Raw genomic sequence first — 21,741 nt, 5'->3', positions numbered from 1 at the left:
CAACTCAACCACGCAGGGCGAGGGGCGTCACTGCCCGCGGTGCGGCACCGACGTAATCAGCGCTAGGCCGCACAAGACGATTGTCGGTAATCTGCTCAACAACGTGGGCTGTCCAGCCCACAACCCGGGCGATGACAAAGATCGGCGTATAGAGAGGAATCTCAAAGCCCATCAGGTAATAGACCGGTCCGGCGGGAAAATCGAGGTTCGGGTGGATGTTCTTGCGCTCCACCATCGTCTCTTCCAGCACCCGCGAGATTGCTTCCCAGCGTTCTCCGCCCCGGAGCTTCGCCATCTGCTCACGATACGCGGTCATCTTCGGGACGCGCGAATCTCCCAACCGATACAGCCGATGCCCGAACCCCATGACCTTGGCCTTCGACTCCAGCGCGTTGTCGATCCATGACTGAGCGCGGTCCGGCGAATCGATCTCCAGCAACATGTGCATGACCGCCTCGTTGGCACCGCCGTGCAGGTTCCCTTTGAGCGCTCCAATCGCGCCACAGACGGCCGACGGCAGGTCGGACTGTGTCGAAACAATCACCCGAGCGGTGAACGTCGAGGCGTTGAAACCGTGCTCGGCGTAGAGTGTCAGCGCACCATCGAATGCCCCGACGACCTCTGGCTGAGGAACTTCTCCAAAACACATCTGAAAAAAGTTTTCCGACAGCGAAAGATCCGCGCGGGGCGGGATGACCGCTTCGCCACGCCCAATCCTGCGGACCGCCGCGATCACGGTCGGAATCTTTGCCAACAGCGAGACCCCTTTCCGCAGGGCCGACTCAGGGGTTTCAACCCCGCGAAATTCGGGGAGCATACCCAAGAAGCTGACCGCCGTACGGACGGCGTCCATTGGGTGCCCCTCGGCGGGGAGTTGCTCGATCACCTTCTGCAATTCCACCGGCAGGGCGCGGGCGCTGCGCTCTTGCTCGGCAAAGTCCGTTAGCTGCGCAGCTGTGGGAAGCTCGCCGTGAAGCAGCAGAAAGGCAACCTCTTCAAAGCAGCATTGGTCCGCGAGTTCGTGAACCGCATACCCCCGGTAGAAGAGCGACTTCTCTTCCGGAAGGACGTGCGACACGCTTGTGGTGTCGAAGATCACTCCCTCGAGACCTTTTTTGGCGCGGTACTTCTCGGGAGCATTCATCGTTCGTGCCGATTGTCAGAGTGTGAAGTTGAAAATCTGTTCGTCGAAGCGGTTGTACTCCTCGTAGCGGAGCAACTCGTAGAGTTCCTGTCGTGTTTGCATGTCGCAAAGCACTTCTTGCTGGTCACCGTTATCGGCGATCGCCTTCAATCCGCGTTCGATCGCTTTCATCGCCAGCCGCAAGGCTGTGACGGGGTAGATCGCCATGTCGTAGCCGATCGCTTCGAGTGTCGCGACGCTGAGCAGTGGCGACTTGCCGAACTCGGTCATGTTCGCGAGCAGCGGAGCGTCGATCGCTTTGCGAAACACGGCGAACTCGGCTTCATCCGCGAGCGCTTCGGGGAAAATCATCTCGGCCCCCGCATCGAGGTACCGTTTGGCCCTGTCGATCGCGGCGTCGAGGCCTTCAGCGGCACGCGAGTCGGTGCGGGCGATGAGCAAAAAGTTCGGATCGGTCTTGGCGTCTGCCGCGGCCTTGATCTTGCGGGCCATCTCCTGGGGTGACACCAGCTGCTTCTTGTCGAGATGGCCGCAACGCTTGGGCATCGACTGGTCTTCGAGATGGCAGCCGGCAAGGCCCGCCTGTTCGAGCGTTTGAATCGTCCGGGCAACGTTGATCGGCTCTCCGAAACCGGTATCGATATCGACAATTGCCGGCAACGACGTCGCACCGGCGATCATGGCCGCCTGACCGGCAACCTCGGGCAGCGTCGTTAGACCGATGTCTGGCATCCCCATGTTGGCCGACAGCGCGCCGCCCGAAACATAGACCCCTTCAAACCCGGTCTGTTCGATCAACATCGCCACCAGCGGAGAGAACCCGCCGGGCACCCGCACCAAGCGATTCTCTTGCAACAGCTTGCGCAGCGATTGACGTTTCTCTGCCGGAGAGACCTTTGCCGTGAGCATCAAAAGATCCCTCGCTGATTGCGTTGGGTAGATTCGAGCGCCGACTCGGCGAGTGGCACGTTGAGCTCCGCAAGCTCGCCTGCCTTCAGGTCGGGCAGACGCTCGCAAAGCGAGACAAATCGGCCGCGCTCCTCGCGACTCACCAAGCCCTCGGTCAGCGCGTCGAACTTGCCGACGTATCCTTGGCGGGCGAAAGGGTGGGCACCGGCCGGATGGGCGTTGGCCACCGCCAGCTCATCTTCGACTCGTGAGCCGTCGGCCATCTCGATAACAACCCGACCGCCAAACGAACGTTTCGCCGGGTCCGGGTCATGGTAACGCCGGGTCCATTCGGGATCTTCCACGGTTTCGACACTCTGCCACAGCCGCACCGTATCGGGCCGCGCCGCACGCTCGGGCAGATAGCTTCGCACGTGGTGCCAAACGCCATCCTGCAGCGCAACCGCAAACAGGTACATGATGCTATGGTCGAGCGTCTCGCGGCTCGCCGTCGGGCTGAATTTCTGAGGGTCGCCGGCTCCCGTGCCGATCACGTAGTGCGTGTGATGGCTTGTGTGGATCGTGATCCGGCGAACATCGTCGGTGCTGCTCAGACGCTCACGCATGCGAAATGCCAGATCGATCAGCGCCTGCGACTGATACTCGGCCGAGTGCTCTTTGGTGTAAGAATCTAGAATCGCTCGACGAGGTTCCTCCGGCTCGGGCAGACCGATCTCGTACTCGGCCTTCTTTCCGCTGAGCATATAAGCGATCACGCTATCTTCGCCCTCGTAGATCGGCGAGGGCGCGCGTTCTCCGCGCATCGCACGATCGACCGCTTCGACGGCGAGCTTGCCGGCGTGCGCGGGGGCGTAAGCCTTCCAGCTCGAAATCTCGCCCTTACGAGATTGCCGCGTCGCGAACGACACGTGAACCGCTTGCTGGATGGCCTGATAAATCACTTCGGTTGACAAGCCCAGCATGGCACCGATCCCCGCGGCCTGGGCCGGGCAAAGGTGCGCCACATGATCTTTCTTGTGCTCGTGAAGGCAGATGCCACGCACCAAAGAGATCTGGATCTCATAGGCAGCCAGGGCCCCGCGGACCAGATCGGCCCCCGAGCGGCCGCACTGCTGCGCGACCGCGATCAAGGGGGGCAGGTTGTCGCCCGGATGGGAATAGTCAGCCGCCAAGAACGTGTCGTGCATGTCCAGTTCGCGGACTGCCACGCCGTTGGCCCAAGCGGCCCACTCGGCGTCGAAAAAGCGTGTGCTGTCGATTCCGAACAGCGTGGCTCCCGACGGGCGCGGATGGGCGAGCGCCTGCTCGCGTGCATTTCTTACCGGAGTGCGGTTAATCGCGGCGAGGGCCACGCCCGCGTTGTCGATCACGCGATTGGCCAGCATCTCCACGGCTGCCGCATCGAGCGGTGCCGAAGCCGAAGCCACTTCGGCCAGTTTCCAGGCGAGCTGGTCACGCGTGGGCAGCGGCTCGGCCGAAGGGTAAACACGAACCGTGTGCATCTTCATACGCGGCAACCAGGGCAGGGGGGCCAAGAACCAAGCCAAGCGACTCGTCAAAAAATCCGCTTGTTCCGCCCAAGGGACTTTCGCCGCTCATGGGGGGCCTCATTCTCACCTGCCGAGAAGCTTCTGTCACCAGTGCGGACGGCAACACGCCGACATGAGCAACAAGCCAGCGGAGCCCGCTAAGAGTTTCACCTGGCTACCGCTTCAGAGCGCGCTTGAGTGCGGCCCCCATATCGGCGGGGCTCTCGGCGATCTCGATCCCGGCGTCTTGCAGTGCGGCGATCTTATCGTCTGCCGTCCCCTTACCGCCGGAGATGATCGCGCCGGCGTGCCCCATCCGCTTACCGGGGGGGGCGGTACGTCCGGCGATGAACGCCGCTACCGGTTTGGTCACGTGCTGCTTGATATAGGCGGCGGCCTCTTCTTCGGCCGTTCCGCCGATCTCGCCCATCATGAGGATCGCCTCGGTAGCGCCGTCGGCCTGGAAGAGTTCCAGGCAGTCGATAAAGTTCGTGCCGTTGATCGGGTCTCCACCGATGCCAACGCAAGTGCTCTGACCGAGTCCGAGCGAGGTGAGCTGCCAGACGCCCTCGTAGGTGAGTGTGCCGCTGCGGCTCACAAGCCCGATGGGCCCCTTCTTGTGGATATAGCCCGGCATGATGCCGATCTTGCACTCCTCGGGCGTGATGACGCCCGGGCAGTTGGGGCCAACGAGTCTCACCTTTTGGCCGGCGGCGACGCGGGCGTCGAGCTCGCGTTTGACTCGCACCATGTCGAGCACCGGCACGCCTTCGGTGATCGCGCAGATGATCTCGATGCCCGCATCAGCGGCTTCGAGGATCGCGTCGGCGGTGAACGGGGGCGGCACGAAAATCATCGTGGCGTTCGCCCCCTGCTGCTGAACGGCTTCTTCCACCGTATCGAAAATCGGGCGATCGAGGACGGTCTGCCCCCCCTTGCCGGGCGTCACGCCGCCAACGAGTTGCGTGCCGTACTCCAGGCAGTTTCGGCTATGGAACTCACCGGCCTTGCCCGTGATGCCCTGACAGATGAGCCGCGTGTTTTTGTCAACAAGGATCGACATGAGTAGTTTCTATTGCTGAGCGACGGCAAAGTTTGACAGGATGGCGACGCGAAGTTGCGGGCTTTGTCGTGCGCTGTGTATTCAGGGAAATTTGTGCGTAATCAAGCCGCGGCGATCGCCGCGGCAACCACCTTCTGCGCGGCGTCGGTCAGGCCTTCGGCCGAGATGATATCGACGCCCGATTCGGCGAGGATCTTGCGGCCCTCTTCGACCTCGGTCCCTTCGAGCCGGACAACTAGCGGAACGTTGAAGCCCACTTCCTTGTAGGCTGCCAACACCGCATTGGCGATCGTTGTGCACTGCATGATGCCGCCAAAGATGTTGACAAGCACGGCCTTGACGTTCTTATCGCCAAGCAAGATCCGGAACGCCTCGGTCACCTGATCTTTGTTGGCACCGCCTCCCACGTCCAGGAAGTTGGCGGGCTGGCCGCCGTGCAGCTTGACGATGTCCATGGTGCTCATGGCGAGCCCGGCACCGTTCACCAAGCAGCCGATATTGCCTTCCAGCTGCACGTAGCTAAGTCCCGCCTCGCCCGCACGCAGTTCGTTGGGATCCTCTTCGGCCTTATCCCGCAGCTCGATCAGAGCCGGGTGACGGAACAGGGCGTTCTCGTCGAAATTGATTTTCGCGTCGAGCGCCATAAGTTCGCCCGCACCGGTAACGACCAACGGGTTGATCTCAGCAAGGCTGCAATCGGTCTCGACAAAGAGCTTGCAGATGGCGGTCATGAATTTGGTCGCCGAGCGGACGGCCGCTCCTTCGAGCCCCAGCTTTTTCGCCAGCGTCCGGCATTGATAAGGCTGCAGACCCGCATCCGCATCAAAGGGCGCGGTGTGGATGAGTTCGGGCGTCTCGGCTGCGACCTTCTCGATGTCCATACCGCCTTCGGTGCTGACCATCAGCACCGGCTTGCCGAAGCCCCGATCGACAACAATCCCCAGGTACAACTCCCGCGCGATATCGCAGCCTGCCTCGACCAGAACTTTGTTGACGGTCTGGCCGCCGGGACCCGTTTGGATCGTGACAAGATCACCGCCCAGCAAAGCACCGGCGACACGGGCAGCGTCTTCGGCCGAGCGAACGAGTTCAACACCGCGTTGTTCCGTGCCCTTGATCGATCCCTTGCCGCGACCGCCCGCGTGGATCTGGGCTTTTACGACCGCTAGCGAGCCCCCCAGCTGGCGAAAGGCAGCGGCGGCTTCCTCGGCCGAGTGCGCGACGATGCCCTCCGGCACAGGAATGCCGGCTTCGCGAAATAGCTGCTTGGCTTGGTATTCGTGGATCTTCATTGCGGCGTAAAGCCTTATTTAACAAGTTCTTGCAGCTATTGGGGCGTCGGTTGGACCGCCCCACGATCGATTACGAGATGACGGAGTATAGGAGTGCCCCCGGACGGTCACAACGGGCCGACCGCCAAGCTAGCCTCGCGACGGAAACGGTTTACAGACCGGGAGTTGCTCGGTTAAGCGGTGGCAAATCCCTGCGATCTTGGCTTGACCAAAACCAGGGATTGTGAAAACTTTCACAAGCTGGCTATGGCATACGCCGCCGCCAGCTCCCCGTGGTCCTGCCCCCCTCCCACCGATGTCCCTCAGCAGACGATGCTGAGGCATGCCTCCAAGGAAACGCGAAAGCTCGGCGTTCACCCGTTCCGAGCCCTAGCGACGGTAACCGATGGCCAAGCGTTTTAGCTTCGACAAGGGTTTGAACCTGCCACTGGCTGGTGAGCCCGCACAAAATCTGCCGGGCCACGAGGGCAATCCGACGATCCGTTCAGTGGGTTTGCTGGGCGACGACTACGTTGGCATGAAGCCAACTATGGAGGTTGCCGTAGGCGATCGGGTCAAGCTGGGGCAAGTCGTCTTCTCTGACAAGAAAACCCCTGGCGTCAAGTATGTCTCGCCCGGTTGCGGGACCGTAACGGCAGTGAATCGTGGCCCCAAGCGCAAGTTCGAATCGGTAGTGATCGATCTCGATGGCGACGATCGGGTGGGCTTTGCCTCGCACCGCGATGCCAACCTCGCGCAATTGCCGCGTGAGACCGTTCAACAGCAACTAGTTGACTCGGGGCTCTGGACGGCGTTGCGAACACGCCCGTTCAGCAAGGTGCCGACGCTCGGAACGACGCCCTATGCGTTATTCGTCACCGCACTAGATACAAATCCACTCGCTCCCAACCCCGAGGTGGTTATTGGCGCGAAGTCCGGCGAATTCGTCGCCGGCCTCCAGCTGCTCACCACCTTGACCGAGGGCAACACCTGGCTGTGTAAAAAGACCGGTGCAAGCCTGCCGGGTGAAGACATCAATCGGGTGCAGGTTGCCGAGTTTGGCGGGCCGCATCCCGCCGGACTGCCGGGTACACACATCCACTACCTGGCACCGGTCAATCTGGAACGCCACTGCTGGAGCATCGGCTACCAAGACGTGATCGCGATCGGCCATCTCTTTATGACCGGCGAGCTCAGTGTCGAGCGGATCATCTCGATCGCGGGCCCCTGCGTCACGAATCCCCGCTTAGTGCGGTCTCGCTTGGGAGCGAGCTTGGCGGACATCACCGCCGACAGCGGTGCTGCTAGCGAAGGCGTACGTACGATTAGCGGATCGGTGTTTGGGGGCCGCACGTTGGCTCCGATGCGTGAGCACCTTGGGCGTCTTCACAACCAAGTCACTCAGCTGGTTGAAGGTAATCAGCGGGAATTCATTGGCTGGATGGGTCCGGGATTCAACAAGTACTCGGTAACCCGGGTCTTTGCGTCCTCTTGGCTGGCGAGCGCTTCGCAACGTTTCAAACTGACCACCAGCACCGAGGGAAGCCATCGGGCCATTGTACCGCTTGGCAACTACGAGAAGGTGATGCCGCTGGACATCATCCCCACCCCACTGCTCAAGTCGCTTTGCGTCGGAGATACCGATGAGTTGCAGCGATTAGGTGGCCTTGAGCTGGACGAAGAAGACCTGGGCCTGTGCAGCTTTGTCTGCGCTAGCAAGAACGACTACGGCCCGATGCTGCGTGATTGCCTTGCCACGATCGAACGCGAGGGCTGATCCCCTCGGCGGTTGGCGTTTCTGCCACTTTGGATATTAAGCGATGAAGTTCCTGAGGAAGCAGCTCGACATGGTCGAGCCGCTATTCAAGAAGGGCGGGAAGCTCGAAAAGCTTTACCCGCTGTACGAAGCGAACGACACGTTCCTCTTTACTCCTGGTGAGGTGACGAAGGGGACGTCGCACGTCCGCGATGCGATCGACATGAAACGCATGATGTCGACGGTCATTGTGGCGTTGGTGCCTTGCATCTTGATGGCGCTATGGAACACCGGCTACCAGGCCAACCTGGCAATCGCTGAGCAGGGTGCCAAGCCACTCCAGACCAGCATCACAGGGCTGGACAGCATCACGCGCGACTACCTGTTCACGCAGGTACTCGGCATGGAGTACGACCCGCACAACCCGATCGCCAACCTTGTGCACGGGGCCCTGTGGTTCCTGCCTGTTTACATCGCTTGCATGGCGGTTGGTGGCCTGTGCGAGGTTACGTTCGCAATCATCCGGGGCCACGAGATCAACGAGGGCTTCTTGGTCAGCGGCATGCTCTTTCCGCTGACGCTTCCGCCGGCGATCCCGCTGTGGCAGGTCGGCCTGGGCATCGCCTTTGGAATCGTGGTTGGCAAAGAGATCTTTGGCGGGACCGGCAAGAACTTCCTAAACCCGGCTCTCACCGCGCGGGCCTTCCTGTATTTTGCCCACGCCTCGTTCATGTCGGGCGATCGGGTCTGGACCGCAGCGGCCGCAGAGAACGGAGTCGATGGCTGGACCGCCGCGACAACGCTCGGCTCGATGGCGACGGCCGACGTCGCCCAAGCCGCCGACGTCAATGCCGTCTCAGGGCTGAGCTGGTTCGACTGCTTCATGGGCTGGATCCCCGGCTCGATGGGCGAGACCTCGACCTTGGCCTGCCTAATTGGGGCCGCAATTCTGATCGCCTCGGGAATCGGCTCTTGGCGGATCATGACAGGCGTCTTGCTCGGTGCCATCGGCATGAGCTGCATGCTCTACGCCTTCCGCGAATACTCCGACAACTCGATGGTTTATCTGTCGCCGCTGCGGCACCTGGTCGTCGGCGGCTTCGCCTTCGGCACGGTCTTTATGGCGACCGACCCGGTATCGGCCTCGATGACCGAAAGCGGTAAATGGTGGTACGGCGGTCTGATCGGGGTCATGACGGTGCTCATCCGAGTCATCAATCCGGCGTTTGCCGAGGGCATTATGCTGGCCATCCTGTTTGGCAACGTGATGGCCCCGCTGATCGACTACTGCGTGATTCAAAGCAACGTTAAACGGAGGGCCGCTCGCTATGCCACCACGTAACAGCTGGCTCTACACGGTGATTGTGGCCCTGGTGCTGTGCCTCGTGTGTTCCGCACTGGTATCGATTGCCGCGGTCTCGCTCAACGGTATCCAGCAAAAAAACAAAGAGCTCGACAAGCGCAAGAACATCCTGCTTGCCGCAGGCCTCTGCGAGCCCGGCACCTCAGCTTCCGAGGTTGCCGCTACCTATGAAAAGACGATTGTCGAGATGCTCGTCGATCTCGACACGGGACAGATCGTTGATGTCGCCAAACCGGGTGAGAAGAAATCCGCGGGCGAAGCGAACAAGACTGCCGCTCCCGCTTCAGAAGGTGATCAGAAGGCCACCGAAGAGCCTGCGGCCGTAACGCTTGCCAGCTACGACCCACGCAAGGCGGCCAAGAACCCAAAAACCCGCGACCCCGTCGAACCTGCCGGTGCGTTGCCGGGCATCGCCTACCGTGAGCCCTACGCCTCGATCTATGAGATCCGCGAGGATGGGAAGACGACCGGCTACATCTTGCCGATCTACGGCAAAGGGCTGTGGTCGACACTTTACGGTTTCTTGGCCCTCGAGGCCGATAAGGAAACGGTGCGCGGAATCACCTACTACTCGCACGCAGAAACCCCTGGCCTAGGTGGCGAAGTGGACAACGCCGGCTGGAAGGCCCTGTGGCCCGGCAAGAAGGTCTACGAGGACTCTGGCGAAGTCGGGCTGTCGGTCATCAAAGGCAAAGCGAGCGAGGATGATTCCTACGCGATCGATGGCCTCTCCGGAGCAACCATCACCTCCAACGGCGTTGATGACATGATCAAGTACTGGCTCGGCCCGACCGCTTTCGGCAAGTACCTCGCCGCTAAATAACCGGCGAACCACTCTCAAACCAACCAACGGCTCACCGGCCACCTCAAGCCGCTCACGCTCGGGACTTCCTGATGGCTGATCCAAAGATCAAAGACGTGCTCCTTGAGCCGATCCTCAACAACAACCCGATCGCCTTGCAGGTGCTCGGCATTTGTTCCGCACTGGCGGTGACCACCAAGCTCGAAACCTCGATCATCATGGCGATCGCCGTGACCGCGGTGACGGCATGCTCGAACGCTGCGGTGAGCGCAATCCGCTCTTACATTCCGAGCAGCATCCGCATCATCGTGCAGATGACCGTGATTGCCTCGCTTGTGATCGTGGTGGATCAGATCCTCAAGGCGGTTGCCTACGAGGCCTCGAAAACGATGAGCGTCTTCGTCGGCCTGATTATCACCAACTGTATTGTGATGGGGCGTGCCGAGGCGTTCGCCATGAAGAATCCGGTTGTCGTTTCCTTCTGGGACGGCGTGGGCAACTGCCTCGGGTACGGCTTGATCCTGATCGTCGTGGGATTCTTCCGCGAGCTATTCGGCTCAGGCAAGCTGCTCGGTTTTGAAGTGCTACCGCTTTCGTCGGCAGGCGGCTGGTACGAGCCAAACGGCTTGATGCTGCTGCCGCCGAGCGCGTTCTTCATCATTGGTGCTTTTATCTGGGTGCTGCGATCCTTCAAGAGTGACCAGATCAATCGCGACCCCGTTTTGTAACGCCTTCAGTCAGCGAGCACCTGCGTCAGCTTTTGTTCGCCTCTCCCATACCTAGCAGCCCCTTTCGGCCGCTCCTACTACTGCCCGCCGCCTAAGGGCTCTTGCTATGGCTCACCATCTCGAAATCTTCCTGAAGGCCGTTTTCGTCGAGAATCTGGCGCTCGCGTTCTTTCTGGGGATGTGCACCTTCCTGGCGGTTTCCAAGAACGTAAAGACCGCACTCGGCTTGGGGGTTGCAGTAATCGTGATCATGGCGATCACGATTCCGGCCAACAATCTGCTCTATCAGTACCTGCTGAAAGAGGGGGCCCTCAGCTGGGTAAGCCCCGAACTAGCAAGCGTGAATCTCGACTTCTTGGGGTTGATCTCCTACATCGGCACGATCGCCGCGATGGTGCAGATCCTCGAGATGACACTCGATCGTTTCTTCCCGAGCCTTTACAACACGCTCGGTATTTTCCTGCCGCTTATTACCGTTAATTGCGCGATTCTTGGCGGTTCGTTGTTCATGGTCGAACGCAACTACAACTTCCTGGAAAGCGTGACCTTTGGCATTGGCTCCGGTTTCGGCTGGGCACTAGCGATCGCCGCGCTGGCCGGTATTCGCGAGAAACTCAAGTACAGCGACGTCCCCAAGGGTCTTCGTGGCTTGGGAATCACCTTCATGACGGTCGGCCTGATGGCATTGGCTTTTATGTCCTTTGGTGGAATGTAAGCCGCGGTCACTGGCCGTCTTTGCCCCAGCAGGTTCTCGCCCTTGCCGGGTCTGCCATGCAATCAGAGAACTACCGTACACAACACGACGACGGTTCCGCCGAATAAATTCGAGACAACCGGCTGCTACTAAGAAACAAGACAAAGTCACCTCGGCGTGCCGAGCGATAGCCCGTGCTGTCCTCCCCGCGCTTTAGCACAGAGCACTAAGCCGATGCTAACGATCTTCCTTGGCGTCCTGATGTTCACGCTGGTGGTGCTCGCCCTGGTGGCGATCATCCTTGGAGCGAAAAGCCAACTCGTGGCTAGTGGCCCCGTGACAATCACGGTCAACGGCGAGAAGCAGCTAACGGTTTCTGCCGGTGGCAAGCTGCTGAACGCGCTCGCCGATGAAGGTATTTTCGTCTCCAGCGCCTGCGGTGGCGGCGGCACCTGCGCTCAGTGCGAAGTGAAGATCTTCGAAGGGGGCGGCGACATTCTCCCCACTGAGTTGGGCCATATCAGCAAGAAAGAGGCTAAGGAAGGCTGCCGCCTCTCGTGCCAAGTGGCCGTTAAGCAGGACATGAAGATCGAGGTGCCCCACGAGGCTCTCGAAACAAAGAAGTGGGAGTGTGAGGTCATCTCCAACAATAACGTCGCGACGTTCATCAAAGAACTCGTGCTGAAGCTCCCCGAGGGCGAGGATGTCGCGTTCCGCGCCGGCGGCTACATCCAGATCGAAGCGCCGCCGCATGTGGTCAACTACAAAGACTTTGAGATCGAGGACCGTTTCCACGAGGACTGGGACAAGTTCAACATCTGGCGCTACGTGTCCAAGGTTGATGAGCCCGTGATCCGGGCCTACTCGATGGCCAACTACCCGGGCGAGAAGGGCATCATCATGCTCAACGTCCGCGTCGCGAGCCCCCCGCCCCGCGCTCCCGAGGGCACACCTCCGGGAAAGATGTCTTCCTACATCTTCGGACTTAAGCCGGGCGACAAGGTAACGATCAGCGGCCCCTACGGTGAGTTCTTTATCAAGGACTCTGATTCTGAGATGGTTTACATCGGCGGCGGTGCCGGCATGGCCCCCCTCCGTAGCCATATCTTTGAGCTGTTTCGGAATCTCAAAACCGGCCGCAAGGTTAGCTACTGGTACGGTGGACGGAGCCTTCGCGAGCTTTTTTATGTCGATCAGTTCCGCGAGATCGAAAAGAACTACCCGAACTTCCAGTTCAATATCGCGCTCTCCGAGCCGATGCCCGAAGACAACTGGACCGGCTACGTCGGGTTTATTCACCAAGTGCTACACGACCACTACCTAAAGCAGCACTCCGCTCCCGAGGATATTGAGTACTACATCTGTGGCCCGCCGCAGATGAACGCCGCGGTCTTCAAGCTGCTTGAGGATCTGGGGGTCGAGAAGGAAAATATTGCCTTCGACGATTTTGGCGGGTGAGCGATCCAACCGACCAAGCTCCGCCCTTGCGTAGCGTCGCCGGGGCCCGTGGCTGGCTCTTTGCGATCGGGCTGTTGATCTTTGGGCTAGCGATGCTCGCCCCGTTCCTGATCAGCGGGGCAAGCGGATCACCGCGACTCGTACGTGTCTCGGGGCCAACGATGGGAACGGCTTACGCCGTAACCGTCGTTGCGACCCCCAACGGGCCGTCTGCTAATGGCCTCGATCAGCGCATCGCGAAGCGACTTGCGCTAGTTAACCAACAGATGTCGACCTACGACCCCGAGTCGGAGCTTTCGCGCTTCAATGCATCCGGGTCTATCGAGTGGCAAGCGGTTTCCGACGAGACCGCCGCGATTGTTGGGTACGCACTAGAGTTAGCCGAGCAATCGGGCGGTGCTTTTGATCCAACGATCGGCCCGCTCGTGAACCTCTGGGGCTTTGGTCCCGACGCTTCGCGCTTCAAGCCCCCCGCTGAGGACGCCATCGTCGCAGCACGCACACGGGTGGGATATGGTCGAGTCCATATCCGGACGGACCCACCGGCTTTAAGGAAGGAGGTGCCCGAGATCTATCTGGATCTTTCGGCCGTGGCTAAGGGGTACGGCGTTGATGCGATTGCCGAGCTGCTCGAAGCCGAGGGCTTTAAGAATTATCTGGTTGAAATCGGAGGCGAAGTCCGCGCTCGCGGAGCCAAGCCAACAGCCCCCTGGCGTGTTGGCATTGAAAAAGCCGATGCGCCCCTGCCGGGGGTAGAAGGGACACGCCTGCAGCGAGTCGTTGAGCTTAAAGATCGGGCGCTCGCAACTTCGGGCGACTACCGCAATTTTTTCGAGCACGAAGGGATCCGCTACTCGCACACGATCGATCCCACCACAGGCCAACCGGTCCACCACGATCTGGCGACCGTTACGGTCCTGGCGACTACTTGCCGAGAAGCAGACGCACTCGCGACAACCTTGTTGGTCCTGGGGCCTACCGCGGGATACGATTGGGCAACCGAACGCGACCTCGCTGCGCTATTGATCCGCCGCACGCCGGCCGGCGAGTTGATCGAACGCGCCACACCAACCTGGAAATCCGAAGTCCTTGCCGAGGCACCGTGATGGCAACCTTTCTGATCACGCTCGTGGTTTTCGGCCTAGCCCTAACGGGTATGGCGATCGGCGTGATCGTGAGCAACCGCAGCATCAAAGGCTCATGCGGTGGACTCGCCGGATTCAAAGACGCGGCGGGCCAATCGATCTGCGAGGCGTGCAACGACCCCTCCCCCGAGTGCTCGGGCAAACCGACTGAAGCCGCATCGCCAAAGAGCTAGTCGGCTGCTTCGATGCTGCCTAATCGGTCAACCGAGAGACGGTAAACCATCACCGTCGAAGAAACCCTTCCGACCAGCTCCGCGTCGAGGCGTTTCACCAGGGCGTCGCAGACGGCCCGCTGCGGATGCCCAACGGGAAACCATTGGGTCACAAGCCACACTTCTTGGCGCTCGCCAACACGTTCCGCAAAGCGTGGCAGAGCAACTTCCCAATCTTGCTGACCCGACGGATGGGCGGTCACTCGTGCGGCAGGCCAGGATGCGGGAAGCTCGTAAAGCACGGCCCGCCCAAAGTACAGCGGTGCGGCGATCACGGCGGGCGATTCGCCCGTGACATCTTCGCGCGCGATTAATCTTGTGACCTCGTGAAAGTCATTCTCTCGATGGGCCGGATCAAAGTGGCGGTTGAGAGTTGCTCCAAGGCTTAACGCGATCAGCAGGCCGACGGCCAACCAAGTTAGCCCGCTACGACCGCGAACCGTGACGCCGGCAGCCAGAACGACGATGAGCGGCACAAGCATCCAAACCAAGTAACGATAGTTGTACCCGGTCGGCGACGCCGCGGCGGCCATCGCGGTAAGCGGCGGCGGAGCCAGTAGCAGGACGGCCATCCAGCGCCGATCTTGCTGAGCCAACCTTCGCCAGCCGTTTGCGAATAAGTACGCGGCCGGTACAAAAAGAAGGCAAGCCCACGGCGCAGTCGCGAGTACCGCGGCTGACTTTCGGCCCCCGGACACGGTTTCTCGCAGCCAACTCACTGAGGGACCAAGCGTGTTCCCCGTGCCAAGCCAGAGATAAGAAAAGGCGTAGGCCTCCTTATCGAAACTCACTTCGTGGTGAAACTCGCCGGTCTCGGCAAGATCAACGCGTAGGCATTCAACCAGCGGCAGGCCGGCCAGGGCGAGCACCCCGGCAGCGGCCAGAGCCCGCATCCGGGCAAAGCCGCGCTTCTCAATGAGCAGCAAGCCCCCGAGCAAGACGAGCAATAAGCCGACGTAGTAATGCGTCGCCACACCAAGCCACGACACTACCAGAAAAGCAAACCAGTCACGCCAGCGATCGCTCGCGCGGAGTCGCCAAGCCGTGAGAAGCATCGCCGTGGCAAGTAAAACTAACAGCGCATAACCACGACCGTGCTGACTGAGCAACACGTGGTTGGCTGAGATGGCGAGCCCGATTGCCGCAACAAGCCCTGTTTGAGGGCCTACCAACCGCCTCCCCAGCAGCGCTACAAGCGGCACCGTGAGCACGCCGCAAACCAACGAAAACCAACGCAGCGAGGCGTCGGTGCCGAGCGTCTCACGCACCAGGGCGACCAGCCAGCGGTAAAGCGGCGGAAAGCCGTCGTGCCGGCGGACGAGCACCGACAGGTCAGTGGTTCGCTGGGTCAGCTCGTAGACCTCGTCATGGTCGAACGCCGGCTCGCTAAGCCGATAGGCACGCCACCCGAGCGCGAGCAGCATGATCAGCCCGACCAGCCACCAAAACCGCGTGGCAGACAACCGGGATTCAGACGACGGAGGAGGGGTTGTCGTCATCGGCACGACGGGGAATGGTGCGACGATCTTCCCCGGCACGGCGGTTCTCTTCTTGTTGAGCTGCCGCCTCGGCGGCGCGGCGCTCTTGCAGGCGGCGTTCTTCCGCTTCGCGCTTCTCTACAAGGCTAATCAGATCGTCTGGCAACTCAAGTCGATTTGACATGATCAGCAAAGCTCTCGTGGCGAAGGGCACCCGAAACGGGCAGGGCAGGGCAGAACGAGTAAAGCGCGTCTAGCGCCAAGGGCGAACCACGCGTGTTCCCACTCGCGGCGATTGCGGATCGGCAAGCGTCGGATACTCCACGGGATACGACGATCCATCGATCGGCGGCAGCCTACGACAGCTCTCCTCCTGACAAGTCTCGGCGGGGCAAGCCGCACCAGCAAGCTGCCGACCGCTGCGCTCGTTCTGGCAGGGAGAAGCATGGTCAACCAGGCACTCGATGCGTGGCTTATCGACAAACGGGTCTGCCAGCCGGGGCTCGTACGGACGCGGCTGCCGGCAGAGCGGCCCAAACAGCAGCGGGTCGCGTACCCGCGCGTAGTCGCGTTGATCGCGCTCGCACTCGATCGGCGTATATGGAGTAATGTGCGGCGTGAGGGCCACAATCAACTCGGTGCGACGGCGACTCGTCGTGCGGCGTTGAAACAACGGGTTGATGTAAGGCAACGATCCGAGCACGGGAATGCGGCTGATGATTACGTCGTCGCGTTCCTGAATCAGCCCGCCGATGATCATCCCCTGTCCACTCGTAAGCAGCACATCGGTTTCCAGCTCGGTGGTTTCTTCTTCGGGCAAGCCCGTATCAGGGTTGACCGCTCCGCTGGAAACCTCCGGCGCGATCCGCATGAGCACTCGGCCGTCCCGCGTGATGCGGGGGGTCACCCGCAGGACAACGCCCACATCAAGAAAATCGACGCTTTCGAGCGTACTTGTTTCGGTTGTGGTCGTGACGCGGAAACCAAGCTGCTCGCCGATCTGGATCCGCGACTCCTGCCCATTCAGCGCAAGCAACCGTGGCGAAGCTAGGTTCTTCGCATCGGTGGTTGAGATCAGGGCCTCGATCAACGCTCCTAAGTCGCCACCGGCTGACTCGATGAAAAAGCTGGGGCTCGCGGCGCTGTTGGCCATGCCGACCGACCGCAGCGAGAGAGACGCCCCTGAAATCCGCGACAGCGCATCGAAGTTGACACCCGATCGATGATCTTCAGAAAGCTCAACCTCGAGCAGATTGACTTCGAGCAACACCTGTCGGGGCGGCTGATCGGCCTGAGAGATATACTCCTCGATGCGCGTAACGTACTCGTCCAGATCCTCGATAACGAGCATCTCTTTCGTTCGGCGGTTATCTGCCGAGTTGGTTTCCGCGAAGAACGACTGCCCGACCGGTGAGAGCAACCCCTCGACGGTGGGCTGCAGGTCTGCGGCCGACGCAAAGTCGAGTTCGATAACACACACGCGGCGCCCCTGCACACCGGGACCGACGGCACCGGCAGCCGCGACGCTCGTGACGTAAATCACGCCGTCTCGCACCGTAGCGGTGTGACCGGTTGATTCCAGCAAGGACCGAAGCACCTCGCTCACGGGCAAGCGATTGAACTTGGCGGTCACCGGCACATCGACCGGTGAGGCCATGATCAGGTTCAGCTGCTGCGTTTCAGCGAGCGCCGCGAGGACCTGACGGAGCGAGGCGTCGCGGACCGAAAGAGAGATCAGTCCGTCGAGGTTCTGAACCTCGATCGGTGCCCCTTGCGCGATCGGTGCCAGCGGCAGTTGGTAACGATCGTCGGCGGGTGTGGGCAGGGTCTCGGCGGGCGCACCAGGATTCAGCAGCTGAGAAACGCCCGACGCGATCGTCTGCAGGGTCTGTGGCGAGAGCGTTTGCGCACCAGCCGATGAAACCAGCAACAGGCTGGTCAGTATCGCCCCAAAACCGCTGATTAAAGGCCGACTAAGCGCCATTGTCTTCTCCCGCTACGGGCGTCAAGCGAACGCCCTGGGTCGAGATCTCGACAACGCGAAAACCTTGGATAACATCGCCCACATGAACGGTTTGCTCGCCGATCGAGGCGGTTGCCTCGCCGTCGCCTAGCAAGACCATTGCGACGCCCTGGCTCTGCAACTGGGCGAAAGTAGCTTCGACAGTTTCCGCGTCGGCTTCGACCGCGAAGGTCGCTCCAGAAGCGTGACGATACTTGGGGCTCCATTCGGGGATGCGGAACGGATCGTGCTGCAAGGCATCCGCCAAGCTCAAACGAAGATCCGGTTGCGATTCTTCGCGCTTGCGATTCGTCTTTTCGCTTGCGGGCGACGCCGCCTCGACGCTCCGCGACGCGGGCTGGGGGATGAGCGCTCGCGGCACGACTGCCGCTGGCCGTGCACGGCTCGCCACGGGAGCCGGCCCCGACCCGCTGCTGGTGCTGCTGCTGAATAATCCGACCAGCTGCGGTCCCCAGACAACGCCTAGACCGATTGCCAGGGCAGCCATCAGGGCTGCTTTGGCAGGCGTTAATCCGAGTTTTTCTAGGCTGGTCGGCATGGGTCTTGTTTAGCCGCGGCGGGCTGGCACCGGGGCGGGCGTGGCGGCTGTATCGTTCGTGACCGCCGCATAGTAAAGCGTGTACTGCAGCAAGACGGGGTACGTTTCTCCTTGGGCTGCACCCGTGATTTGCATCTCGTTGAGCTCTGCCAAACGCGGCAGTCGCTGGACCGCATCGATCAACCCACATAAGCCGGCGTGATTTGCCCGGGCCGTAACCATCACGTTAAGCGATGAGTGCGTCTTATCTTGCGATACCGTCCCGCGGCGGAAGTCTTCTAGTTGCACTCCCTTCTCTCGCGCGATGCGGCTCAGATCGGCCAAGAACTCGTCATCGCGGGGTTCGTTAGGCATACGTTTGGTAACGTCTTCCACGCGTGTCAGCAGTCCATCAAGCTGTGACTTGAGCACGGAATGACGGCTCCGTACGCCCGGCGCTTCCTGGAGACTGAGTCGTAGGTTGCGGGTCTGATTCGCGAGACTGGCGCGCCAGGTAATGAGCGGTTGGCTCGCGGTCAGATAAATCAACGCTAGCACCCCGAGCCCCACGCTCATTGCGACCACGGGAATGAGGCTTGCAGGTAAAATCGGTGATCCGGGCTGCCGGCGTTGCATGAATTCCCTTCGAGCTTCAGAAAGCACAGGCAATGGTGAACTTCCGCAGCGCGCTGCCATCGCTAGCAGCCGGAGCTGATGTTTCGATCGACACTTGCGAGAACAGCCGACTCTCGCGAAGCCCTTCAGCGAATCGCGCGACCGCCAGTCCGTCGCGACTGATGCCTTCGATCTTCACGCCCGAATGTTCGGTGGCTCCACGTTGCCGCACCGAGGATTTGGCGTGCGTTGATCGGTAGTGCAGCTGATCGAGATACACTTGTGCTTCGGGCATCGCCGCTGCTCGCGACACCGCCGCTAGCAGCGAAAGCCCCAGCTGCTCAGTCGTCAAACGTAGCGAGAGCTGCTCTCGGCCCCGCAGCCGTGCGATCTCGGCACGAAGTTCAACGTCTTCTTCCATCAACCGTGCCAGCGGCGCGTACTCGGCTTCGAGCCGACCAAGGCTCTGTGCCATGGAAGCGCCACGGCTCCATTCCACGACAAGCCACAGGCCCGAAAGGACGCCGGCGGCGGTGACCGCCGTCGCTACCGCGTGTCGTAAGCGGCGCAGCGTCTGACGGCGACGGATGCCGGGCGGAGCTAGATTCAGCACGCGCTTCATTCGGATTCCTCCCAACGCAGTGCCGACAGGGCGATAGCCGGTCCGAACAAACAGATCGGAGTATCCGTTTCTGATCGTTCGACACCTTGCGGTGTCCATACCTCGACGCTGACGCCGAGCTTCTGAGCCAAGTACTCTTTAATGCCGGGCGTGACTCCGCCAGCTCCCATCAGAACCCACCGACGGGGGGATTTAGTACGTAGCTTGCCCTCCAGGTGGGCTACCGTGCGGGTCAGTTCGGCCGGCGCTTTCGCCAGTGTGTTTCGCACGGCTTGCGAGACGATGGCACCGGTTCCCTCGGTGGCCAAACAGCCATACTTGAGAACCGCCCGATCAGCTTCAACCACCGAGAGCTCGAGCATCTCGGCCACGTTTACAATCAGCTCTGCAATTCCGCCGAGACGCAGCTGTCGCGCATAGCGTGCATACCCTGCCTGCGCCGCAACCAGTGTGGCGGAATGCCTTCCCCAATCCAGACCGATCACCAACTCGTTGGGTGCGGTTCGGCCGATCATCTGTAGCGCGCGCGCGATTGCCGTTGGGGCACCATCGACCGTTTCACAACGCAGGCCATCGCGATCAAAGCCTTCACAGATTGCCTCTACCTCGGCAAGCGAGATCGATAATGCGTAGCTTGAAGCGGCGTCCCCCCAAGTGTCGGTGGTAGTCCCCTCCATCGCGGTGCCCTCGGCATTCTCATCGGCCGAGTCGTTGGCGTTGAGCGTACAGTCACGCATGCTCACGCCGGCCGCAGCAATCGTGCCACAAAACGCGGGTTGCAAGGCACGCAGAGCCGCGAGTTCGCTCTGCCGCAGACGATACAGCGGCGCGGCGTGATCGAGCGAGCGCGGGATCAGCGCTGTGTGCAGCTTATATCCGGTGCGACTGCGGCGCAGTTGTGCCGCTTTGACACTGCTGGCACCAAAGTCCACTCCCCACCAGCCCCGTTGTTGATCACCGAACATGGGGGATCCCCCCGGGAATGACTCGGCTGGTATCGGGTTGGCGCGCGATGTCTTGGCGGAGGCCAACCACTGCACGCTCCATCCGTGCCAGCGAGCCTTCCATGCGGAGCATGATGGCTTTGATCTCTTCAAGAACCTGCTCAGAGCGCATCGCTCCGGAGGTAAAACCTTGCGGATCGTTGAGGCGGCGGACCTCTGCATCGGCCGAACCAACCTGCAACAACCAGCCGGTACCAACGCCCGCAAGGGCAACCAGAGCTAGCAGGCGCGTGTTCATAACGACTCTTGGAAACGGGCCTTGCCGATCGCGGTTTGCTGAACCGCGACTATCGCTGGGCGAGGGTAGCGATGTCGAAGACTGGCAGCATGACGGCCATCACGACAGTTGCTACCACTCCACCCATTACAATCGTCACGAGTGGTTCGATGGCTGAGACGATCTGTCGCGCGGCCGCCTCTCCTTCCTCGTCGTAGTGTGCGCCTAACAATCGGTTAACTTCCCCCAAACGCCCTGTCTTCTCCGCCGTCGCTATCATCTCAGCGGCAGAAGGTGGAAGCACCTCGTTGTTAGCCAGCGCATCGCTCAAGCTGCGGCCGTTGGTAACCGCCTCTTCGAGCTTGTCCGCTAAGTCGCCAAACAGCCGATTGCTGATGGACCGTTTCAACAATCGCAGACAATCCAACAACGGGACGCCGCTCTCGATCAACAGGCCCAGCATGCGGCAAGCCCGGGCACCAATGACGGTGCGAACCACGGGCCCGATGCCCGGGCTCCTGACGAGAACCGTGTCGACAAAGCGTCGGCCTTGTTCGGTAACGCGGGCAGCGATGAGCCCGGCCACTCCGCCCCCTGCCAGCATTCCCCACAACCACCACCGTGCTCTTAGCTCCTCGGCAATACCGATCAGCACACGCGTGACGAGCGGCAGGGTGAGATCGTACTGATCGAAGATCGTCGCGAAACGCGGCAACACAAACACTACAAGCGTTGACACGACCAATAGCGAGACGATTGTCAGCATGACCGGATAGATCAGCATGCCACGCAGCGTGCGGCGCAGCTTCATCTCGGCACGGTTCAGTTCGGCAAGCTGGGCGAGAACCTCCGACATTTTGCCCGAGGCTTCTCCGGCACCGACGGTTGCCGTGTAGGCTTCGTCGAAAAGGTCGGGTTGCTGTCGCAGAGCAGCCGAGAAGCTGGCGCCGCCCATCACGTCTTCGTGCAGCCTCTTCAAGCGAACCGCCAGAGCGGCCCGGGGACACTGCCGCGCGAGCGACTCAAGCGCTTGCGCAACGCCGAGTCCAGCGCCGGTCATCATCGCGAGCTGCGAAGTAAACCCCACACGCTCTTGCGCGGTGATCCGCGTCCTCCGGCTGAAGCCGGACTTCTTGATCGCCGTAGCTTCTGCTTCTTGCGTTGTTTCTTTCACAGGACGGTCGCTACCCC

The 21,741-nt window shown here is 61.0% G+C and carries 22 protein-coding genes; 8 read left to right on the top strand and 14 right to left on the bottom strand.

The annotated features are described in order from the left end of the window. Positions 1 to 4: 4 nt before the first annotated feature. From Pla111_RS16790 to sucC, 5 genes are all read right to left on the bottom strand, one after another. Positions 5 to 1,144: a bifunctional 2-methylcitrate synthase/citrate synthase gene (locus Pla111_RS16790; protein ID WP_146575618.1), complete on the bottom strand. Its 1,140-nt coding sequence runs from the start codon at positions 1,142 to 1,144 to the stop codon at positions 5 to 7. A 15-nt stretch (positions 1,145 to 1,159) separates the two neighbouring features. Next, positions 1,160 to 2,053 carry a methylisocitrate lyase gene (gene prpB / locus Pla111_RS16785; RefSeq protein WP_146575617.1) on the bottom strand — a complete coding sequence of 298 codons (894 nt, stop codon included), beginning with the start codon at positions 2,051 to 2,053 and terminating at the stop codon, positions 1,160 to 1,162. Then, positions 2,053 to 3,612 (bottom strand): MmgE/PrpD family protein, encoded by a 1,560-nt coding sequence (locus Pla111_RS16780; RefSeq protein ID WP_197525115.1) that lies wholly within the window; start codon positions 3,610 to 3,612, stop codon positions 2,053 to 2,055. The genes prpB and Pla111_RS16780 overlap by 1 nt, the downstream gene beginning before the upstream one ends. Positions 3,613 to 3,757: 145 nt before the next feature. After that, positions 3,758 to 4,645 carry a succinate--CoA ligase subunit alpha gene (sucD, locus tag Pla111_RS16775; protein ID WP_146575615.1) on the bottom strand — a complete coding sequence of 296 codons (888 nt, stop codon included), beginning with the start codon at positions 4,643 to 4,645 and terminating at the stop codon, positions 3,758 to 3,760. Positions 4,646 to 4,746: 101 nt separating this feature from the next. Continuing rightward, on the bottom strand, positions 4,747 to 5,937 hold the full coding sequence (sucC, locus tag Pla111_RS16770) for an ADP-forming succinate--CoA ligase subunit beta (protein WP_146575614.1): 1,191 nt from the start codon (positions 5,935 to 5,937) through the stop codon (positions 4,747 to 4,749). 385 nt (positions 5,938 to 6,322) lie between these two features. On the opposite strand from sucC, the gene Pla111_RS16765 reads away from it, so the two are divergent. The 8 genes from Pla111_RS16765 to Pla111_RS16730 all read left to right on the top strand — a co-directional run bounded on the left by Pla111_RS16765 (position 6,323) and on the right by Pla111_RS16730 (position 14,035). Further along, positions 6,323 to 7,693, top strand: coding sequence for a Na(+)-translocating NADH-quinone reductase subunit A (locus Pla111_RS16765; protein ID WP_146575613.1), 1,371 nt, complete (start codon positions 6,323 to 6,325; stop codon positions 7,691 to 7,693). Positions 7,694 to 7,736: 43 nt separating this feature from the next. Further along, entirely contained in the window at positions 7,737 to 9,014 is a 1,278-nt protein-coding gene (locus tag Pla111_RS16760) for an NADH:ubiquinone reductase (Na(+)-transporting) subunit B (protein ID WP_146575612.1), read from the top strand. Beyond that, a complete protein-coding gene (locus Pla111_RS16755; protein WP_146575611.1) occupies positions 9,001 to 9,858 on the top strand; it encodes a Na(+)-translocating NADH-quinone reductase subunit C in 858 nt (285 codons plus the stop codon). The genes Pla111_RS16760 and Pla111_RS16755 overlap by 14 nt, the downstream gene beginning before the upstream one ends. A gap of 71 nt (positions 9,859 to 9,929) precedes the next feature. Next, positions 9,930 to 10,565 (top strand): NADH:ubiquinone reductase (Na(+)-transporting) subunit D, encoded by a 636-nt coding sequence (locus Pla111_RS16750; RefSeq protein WP_146575610.1) that lies wholly within the window; start codon positions 9,930 to 9,932, stop codon positions 10,563 to 10,565. A gap of 106 nt (positions 10,566 to 10,671) precedes the next feature. Continuing rightward, on the top strand, positions 10,672 to 11,280 hold the full coding sequence (gene nqrE / locus Pla111_RS16745) for an NADH:ubiquinone reductase (Na(+)-transporting) subunit E (RefSeq protein ID WP_146575609.1): 609 nt from the start codon (positions 10,672 to 10,674) through the stop codon (positions 11,278 to 11,280). Between the two features lie 213 nt (positions 11,281 to 11,493). After that, positions 11,494 to 12,717, top strand: a complete 1,224-nt coding sequence (gene nqrF, locus Pla111_RS16740) for an NADH:ubiquinone reductase (Na(+)-transporting) subunit F (RefSeq protein WP_146575608.1) — start codon at positions 11,494 to 11,496, stop codon at positions 12,715 to 12,717. Then, complete coding sequence (locus Pla111_RS16735) at positions 12,714 to 13,823, top strand: FAD:protein FMN transferase (RefSeq protein WP_231931126.1); 1,110 nt, start codon at positions 12,714 to 12,716, stop codon at positions 13,821 to 13,823. Before nqrF ends, Pla111_RS16735 begins: the two co-directional genes overlap by 4 nt. After that, positions 13,823 to 14,035 (top strand): (Na+)-NQR maturation NqrM, encoded by a 213-nt coding sequence (locus tag Pla111_RS16730; RefSeq protein ID WP_146575607.1) that lies wholly within the window; start codon positions 13,823 to 13,825, stop codon positions 14,033 to 14,035. The genes Pla111_RS16735 and Pla111_RS16730 overlap by 1 nt, the downstream gene beginning before the upstream one ends. Here Pla111_RS16730 and Pla111_RS16725 read toward each other — a convergent pair. The 9 genes from Pla111_RS16725 to Pla111_RS16685 all read right to left on the bottom strand — a co-directional run. Further along, on the bottom strand, positions 14,032 to 15,537 hold the full coding sequence (locus Pla111_RS16725) for a glycosyltransferase family 39 protein (protein WP_231931124.1): 1,506 nt from the start codon (positions 15,535 to 15,537) through the stop codon (positions 14,032 to 14,034). The genes Pla111_RS16730 and Pla111_RS16725 overlap by 4 nt on opposite strands. A 7-nt stretch (positions 15,538 to 15,544) precedes the next feature. Beyond that, positions 15,545 to 15,736 carry a hypothetical protein gene (locus tag Pla111_RS16720; protein ID WP_146575605.1) on the bottom strand — a complete coding sequence of 64 codons (192 nt, stop codon included), beginning with the start codon at positions 15,734 to 15,736 and terminating at the stop codon, positions 15,545 to 15,547. A 69-nt stretch (positions 15,737 to 15,805) separates the two neighbouring features. Then, positions 15,806 to 17,536, bottom strand: coding sequence for a type II secretion system protein GspD (locus tag Pla111_RS16715; protein WP_146575604.1), 1,731 nt, complete (start codon positions 17,534 to 17,536; stop codon positions 15,806 to 15,808). After that, complete coding sequence (locus tag Pla111_RS16710; RefSeq protein ID WP_146575603.1) at positions 17,526 to 18,113, bottom strand: hypothetical protein; 588 nt, start codon at positions 18,111 to 18,113, stop codon at positions 17,526 to 17,528. Before Pla111_RS16710 ends, Pla111_RS16715 begins: the two co-directional genes overlap by 11 nt. A gap of 9 nt (positions 18,114 to 18,122) precedes the next feature. Continuing rightward, complete coding sequence (pilO, locus tag Pla111_RS16705) at positions 18,123 to 18,668, bottom strand: type 4a pilus biogenesis protein PilO (protein WP_197525114.1); 546 nt, start codon at positions 18,666 to 18,668, stop codon at positions 18,123 to 18,125. Positions 18,669 to 18,744: 76 nt separating this feature from the next. After that, complete coding sequence (locus Pla111_RS16700) at positions 18,745 to 19,329, bottom strand: PilN domain-containing protein (protein ID WP_197525113.1); 585 nt, start codon at positions 19,327 to 19,329, stop codon at positions 18,745 to 18,747. After that, positions 19,326 to 20,294: a hypothetical protein gene (locus Pla111_RS16695; protein WP_146575600.1), complete on the bottom strand. Its 969-nt coding sequence runs from the start codon at positions 20,292 to 20,294 to the stop codon at positions 19,326 to 19,328. The genes Pla111_RS16700 and Pla111_RS16695 overlap by 4 nt, the downstream gene beginning before the upstream one ends. Then, the gene (locus Pla111_RS16690) at positions 20,284 to 20,571 is read right to left on the bottom strand and encodes a hypothetical protein (protein WP_146575599.1); all 288 of its coding nucleotides are present in this window, start codon (positions 20,569 to 20,571) and stop codon (positions 20,284 to 20,286) included. The genes Pla111_RS16695 and Pla111_RS16690 overlap by 11 nt, the downstream gene beginning before the upstream one ends. A 49-nt stretch (positions 20,572 to 20,620) precedes the next feature. Then, positions 20,621 to 21,741: type II secretion system F family protein (locus Pla111_RS16685; RefSeq protein ID WP_231931122.1), on the bottom strand; the 1,121-nt coding region annotated here is incomplete at its 5' end.

This window comes from Botrimarina hoheduenensis, from assembly GCF_007859815.1.
Lineage (GTDB): Bacteria > Planctomycetota > Planctomycetia > Pirellulales > Lacipirellulaceae > Botrimarina > Botrimarina hoheduenensis.
The sequence above is the reverse complement of the archived record's forward strand: the minus strand, read 5'-3'. Positions and strand labels throughout refer to the sequence as shown.